This window comes from Streptococcus infantis (assembly GCF_001579645.1).
Taxonomy (GTDB): domain Bacteria; phylum Bacillota; class Bacilli; order Lactobacillales; family Streptococcaceae; genus Streptococcus; species Streptococcus infantis_E.
In genome coordinates, this window is record NZ_KQ970818.1 from 430,528 (window position 1) to 435,321 (window position 4,794).

At 40.7% G+C, this 4,794-nt stretch carries 5 protein-coding genes; 4 read left to right on the forward strand and 1 reads right to left on the reverse strand.

What is annotated here, in order from left to right; translation table 11 throughout:
- Nucleotides 1–31: 31 nt before the first annotated feature.
- Complete coding sequence (locus tag SINDD18_RS02000) at nt 32–448, reverse strand: DUF6556 family protein (protein ID WP_045763795.1); 417 nt, start codon at nt 446–448, stop codon at nt 32–34.
- 136 nt (nt 449–584) lie between these two features.
- Here SINDD18_RS02000 and SINDD18_RS02005 point away from each other — a divergent pair, with 136 nt between their 5' ends.
- From SINDD18_RS02005 to SINDD18_RS02020, 4 genes are all read left to right on the forward strand, one after another.
- The gene (locus tag SINDD18_RS02005) at nt 585–1,727 is read left to right on the forward strand and encodes a cysteine desulfurase family protein (RefSeq protein ID WP_061862902.1); all 1,143 of its coding nucleotides are present in this window, start codon (nt 585–587) and stop codon (nt 1,725–1,727) included.
- 8 nt (nt 1,728–1,735) lie between these two features.
- A complete protein-coding gene (thiI, locus tag SINDD18_RS02010) occupies nt 1,736–2,950 on the forward strand; it encodes a tRNA uracil 4-sulfurtransferase ThiI (protein ID WP_061862903.1) in 1,215 nt (404 codons plus the stop codon).
- Between the two features lie 124 nt (nt 2,951–3,074).
- Nucleotides 3,075–3,899 (forward strand): alpha/beta hydrolase, encoded by an 825-nt coding sequence (locus SINDD18_RS02015; RefSeq protein WP_061862904.1) that lies wholly within the window; start codon nt 3,075–3,077, stop codon nt 3,897–3,899.
- 21 nt (nt 3,900–3,920) lie between these two features.
- Nucleotides 3,921–4,661 carry an esterase family protein gene (locus SINDD18_RS02020; RefSeq protein ID WP_006148792.1) on the forward strand — a complete coding sequence of 247 codons (741 nt, stop codon included), beginning with the start codon at nt 3,921–3,923 and terminating at the stop codon, nt 4,659–4,661.
- Nucleotides 4,662–4,794 lie beyond the last annotated feature (133 nt).

Here is a 4,794-nt window from a genome sequence, read left to right on the forward strand (position 1 = left end):
CCATTCAATCACTGGCTGTTAGATAGTTCTTTTAAGAAGCTCCATTTGTAGTAGACGTTTTTGTATCTGTTGTTTGAGTGCTAGAAGAAGGAACAGTCGGTTGTTCTTGTTTACTGCTAGTATCTTCTTTCTTACTTTCTGCACTGCTACTAGATTGAGTTGTTGTTTCTTCTTGTGTGTTTTCCTTTGTAGAAGTGTTGTCCTTGTTTGGAGTAGTATTCTCTTGAGGGGATTCCTTTTGAATCTCTTTTATGACTGTTGTCTGGGTTGTCGTAGTTTCTTTTTTTGAGTTATTGTTGTTATTATTATTCATAGCATTCATGATGGTGATACTTGCAGTAATCAGCCCCAGAATACTACCGATAGTAGCTATCGTCTTTTGAAAAACAGTAAATCCTTTTTTGATGTGTTCCGTTTTGGGTTTTGATGTTCTACGATAATTAGACATAATATCTCTCCTTTACTAAAATTCATTATACCGAAAATCTTTAAAAAAAACTTAAATGAACCTGAATTGCCTTTCTTGTCGCCTGAACTGTTTCGTGATACAATAGAAGGAGTGATTTTAGAAAGCGTGAGAAACCATGATTTACTTTGATAATTCGGCAACGACTAAGCCTTATCCTGAAGCTCTTGAAACCTATATGCAAGTGTCTGCAAAAATTATTGGAAATCCTTCAAGTCTCCATCGTTTGGGAGACCAATCTACCAGAATTTTAGAAGCTTCCCGTCAGCAGATTGCAGAATTGATTGGCAAGAAAAGCGAGGAAATCTTCTTTACCTCTGGTGGTACTGAAGGTGATAACTGGGTTATCAAAGGTGTAGCTTTTGAAAAAGCGCAATTTGGTAAACACATTATTGTGTCAGCTATTGAGCACCCAGCAGTCAAGGAGTCAGCTCTTTGGCTCAAGACTCAAGGTTTTGAAGTGGATTTTGCACCAGTTGATGAAAAAGGATATGTAGATGTAACTGCTTTAGAAAATCTACTTCGTCCTAATACGACTCTTGTTTCTGTTATGGCTGTCAACAATGAAATTGGCTCCATCCAGCCCATCCAAGATATTTCAGAACTTTTAGCGGATAAACCAACCATTTCTTTCCATGTAGATGCTGTTCAGGCCTTGGCCAAGATTCCGACAGAAAAGTATTTGACAGACCGAGTAGATTTTGCAACCTTCTCTAGTCATAAGTTCCATGGAGTTCGTGGTGTTGGCTTTGTTTATATCAAGTCTGGAAAGAAAATTACACCGCTTTTAACTGGTGGTGGCCAAGAGCGCGACTATCGTTCAACAACTGAGAATGTAGCAGGGATTGCTGCGACTGCCAAGGCCCTACGTTTGGCTATGGAGAGATTGGACTTATTTGCTAGCAAAACAAGTCAGATGAAAGAGGTCATCCGTCAGGCTCTTCTTGACTATCCAGATATTTTTGTCTTTTCGGGTGAGGAAGACTTTGCCCCTCATATTCTGACCTTTGGGATTAAGGGAGTTCGTGGGGAAGTCATTGTTCATGCCTTTGAAGACTATGATATTTTCATTTCTACAACATCAGCTTGCTCGTCCAAGGCTGGGAAACCTGCTGGGACTCTGATTGCTATGGGCATTGAAAAAGATAAAGCCCAGTCAGCAGTTCGTCTCAGTCTAGATCTAGAAAATGATATGAGTCAGGTAGAGCAGTTCTTGACCAAGTTGAAATTAATCTACAATCAAACTAAAAAAGTAAGATAGGAGCATTCATGCAGTATTCAGAAATTATGATTCGCTACGGAGAGCTTTCAACCAAGGGTAAAAACCGTATGCGTTTCATCAATAAACTACGTAATAATATCTCAGATGTCTTGTCCATCTATCCTCAAGTTAAAGTGACAGCAGACCGCGATCGTGCCCATGCTTATCTGAATGGGGCAGATTATGAACCAGTGGCAGAATCTCTCAAGCAAGTTTTCGGGATTCAAAACTTTTCTCCAGTATATAAGGTTGAAAAATCCGTAGAAGTTCTTAAGTCTGCCGTGCAAGAAATTATGAAGGACATCTACAAGGAAGGGATGACCTTTAAAATCTCAAGTAAGCGCAGCGACCATAACTTTGAGTTAGACAGTCGTGAACTCAACCAGACACTTGGTGGAGCAGTATTTGAAGCCATTCCAAATGTGCAAGCACAAATGAAAAATCCTGATATTAACCTTCAGGTGGAGATTCGTGAGGAAGCAGCCTATCTTTCTTATGAAACCATTCGAGGTGCAGGTGGCTTACCAGTTGGAACTTCTGGTAAAGGTATGCTCATGTTGTCAGGTGGGATTGACTCTCCTGTTGCTGGTTATCTAGCTCTAAAACGTGGAGTGGATATCGAGGCTGTTCACTTTGCTAGCCCTCCATACACAAGTCCAGGTGCTCTCAAGAAAGCGCAAGATTTGACTCGTAAATTGACCAAATTTGGTGGCAATATTCAGTTTATCGAAGTACCATTTACTGAAATTCAAGAAGAAATCAAGGCTAAAGCTCCAGAAGCCTATCTGATGACCCTGACTCGTCGCTTTATGATGCGAATTACAGATCGTATCCGTGAGGTCCGAAATGGTTTGGTCATCATCAATGGTGAAAGTCTTGGTCAGGTGGCAAGCCAAACCCTGGAGAGCATGCAAGCCATCAACGCAGTGACCAACACACCAATCATCCGTCCAGTCGTGACCATGGACAAGTTGGAAATCATTGACATTGCACAAGAAATTGATACCTTTGAAATTTCTATTCAACCTTTTGAAGACTGCTGTACGATTTTTGCGCCTGATCGTCCGAAGACAAATCCAAAGATTAAAAATGCTGAACAGTATGAAACACGTATGGATGTTGAAGGATTGGTTGAGCGAGCAGTAGCAGGAATTATGATTACTGAAATTACCCCTCAAACTGAGAAAGATGCTGTCGATGAATTAATTGAAGATCTTCTTTAATGTGAAGAAACTGAAATTCCTAAGAAAAAAGTTAGTTTTTATCCTAAATTTGGACGAAAACCGACTTTTTTCTATTTTTGTGCTATAATAAGATAAAATTTTGAATATAGAGAGTTTTCTGACAATGAATCAATCCTATTTTTATTTGAAAATGCGAGAGCATAAACTAGTGGTTCCCTACACAGGTAAGGAGCGCCGGGTACGTGTTCTCCTCCCCAAAAACTATGATAAAGACACGGATAGAAGCTACCCAGTTGTGTATTTTCACGATGGACAAAACGTCTTTTATAGTAAGGAATCTTACGTTGGACATTCCTGGAAGATTATCCCAGCCATCAAGCGAAATCCTGATATCAGCCGTATGATTGTTGTGGCTATTGACAATGATGGTCTTGGTCGAATGAACGAGTATGCAGCATGGAAATTCCAAGAGTCCAACATTCCTGGTCAACAATTCGGTGGCAAAGGTGTCGAGTATGCTGAGTTTGTCATGGAAGTGGTTAAGCCTTTTATTGACGAAAACTATCGTACAAAGTCTGACCGCAAGCACACTGCTATGGTTGGTTCTTCTCTGGGAGGCAATATTACCCAGTTTATTGGCTTGGAGTATCAAGACCAGATTGGCTGCTTGGGTGTCTTTTCATCTGCTAATTGGCTTCATCAAGAGGCCTTTGATCGCTATATGGAGCGTAAAAAACTATTACCTGACCAGCGTGTCTTTATCTATGTCGGGACGGAAGAAGCAGATGACACGGATAAGACTCTTATGGCTGGTAATATTAAGCAGGCCTATATTGACTCTTCTCTTCGCTATTATCATGATTTGATAGCAGGAGGAGTGCAGTTGGAAAATCTCTCACTCAAGGTTCAAGCCGGGGCTATCCACCATGAAATTCCATGGGCAGAAAATCTTCCAGCTTGCCTACGCTTTTTTGCAGAAAATTGGTAATTAGTATAAAGGAGATAGGATATGCATATTGAACATCTTAGCCACTGGAGTGGTCATCTAAATCGTGAAATGTACGTAAATCGATACGGACATGGAGGCATCCCAGTTGTTGTCTTTGCTTCTTCAGGTGGTAGCCACAATGAATACTATGATTTTGGAATGATTGATGCTTGTGCATCCTTTATTGAAGAAGGTCGCGTGCAGTTCTTTACCCTTTCAAGTGTAGATAGTGAGAGCTGGCTTGCGACTTGGAAAAATAGTCATGATCAAGCTGAGATGCACCGTGCCTATGAACGATATGTGATTGAAGAAGCTATTCCTTTTATCAAGCACAAGACAGGCTGGTTTGACGGTATGATGACAACAGGTTGCTCTATGGGAGCTTATCATGCACTTAACTTTTTCCTTCAGCATCCAGATGTCTTTACCAAGGTAATCGCCCTTAGTGGTGTCTATGACGCACGCTTTTTTGTAGGTGACTACTATAATGATGATGCTATCTATCAAAATTCACCAGTAGACTACATCTGGAATCAAAATGATGGTTGGTTTATTGACCGTTACCGTCAGGCTGAGATTGTGATTTGTACTGGCTTAGGTGCTTGGGAGCATGATGGACTACCTTCTTACTACAAGCTCAAAGAAGCCTTCGATCAAAAACAAATTCCTGCCTGGTTTGCAGAATGGGGGCACGATGTTGCCCATGACTGGGAATGGTGGCGCAAACAAATGCCTTATTTCCTCGGTCACATGAGTCTATAAAAGGAGTCGCTTATGAATTATCTTGTAATTTCACCCTATTACCCACAAAATTTCCAACAGTTTAGTATTGAGTTGGCTAATAAAGGAATCACCGTTCTAGGGATTGGGCAAGAACCCTATGAACAACTAGATG

Coding starts and splice junctions, on each gene's coding strand:
- SINDD18_RS02000 (WP_045763795.1), bottom strand. CDS start 448: ATGTCTAATTATCGTAGAACATCAAAACCCAAAACGGAACACATCAAA.
- SINDD18_RS02005 (WP_061862902.1), top strand. CDS start 585: ATGATTTACTTTGATAATTCGGCAACGACTAAGCCTTATCCTGAAGCT.
- thiI (WP_061862903.1), top strand. CDS start 1,736: ATGCAGTATTCAGAAATTATGATTCGCTACGGAGAGCTTTCAACCAAG.
- SINDD18_RS02015 (WP_061862904.1), top strand. CDS start 3,075: ATGAATCAATCCTATTTTTATTTGAAAATGCGAGAGCATAAACTAGTG.
- SINDD18_RS02020 (WP_006148792.1), top strand. CDS start 3,921: ATGCATATTGAACATCTTAGCCACTGGAGTGGTCATCTAAATCGTGAA.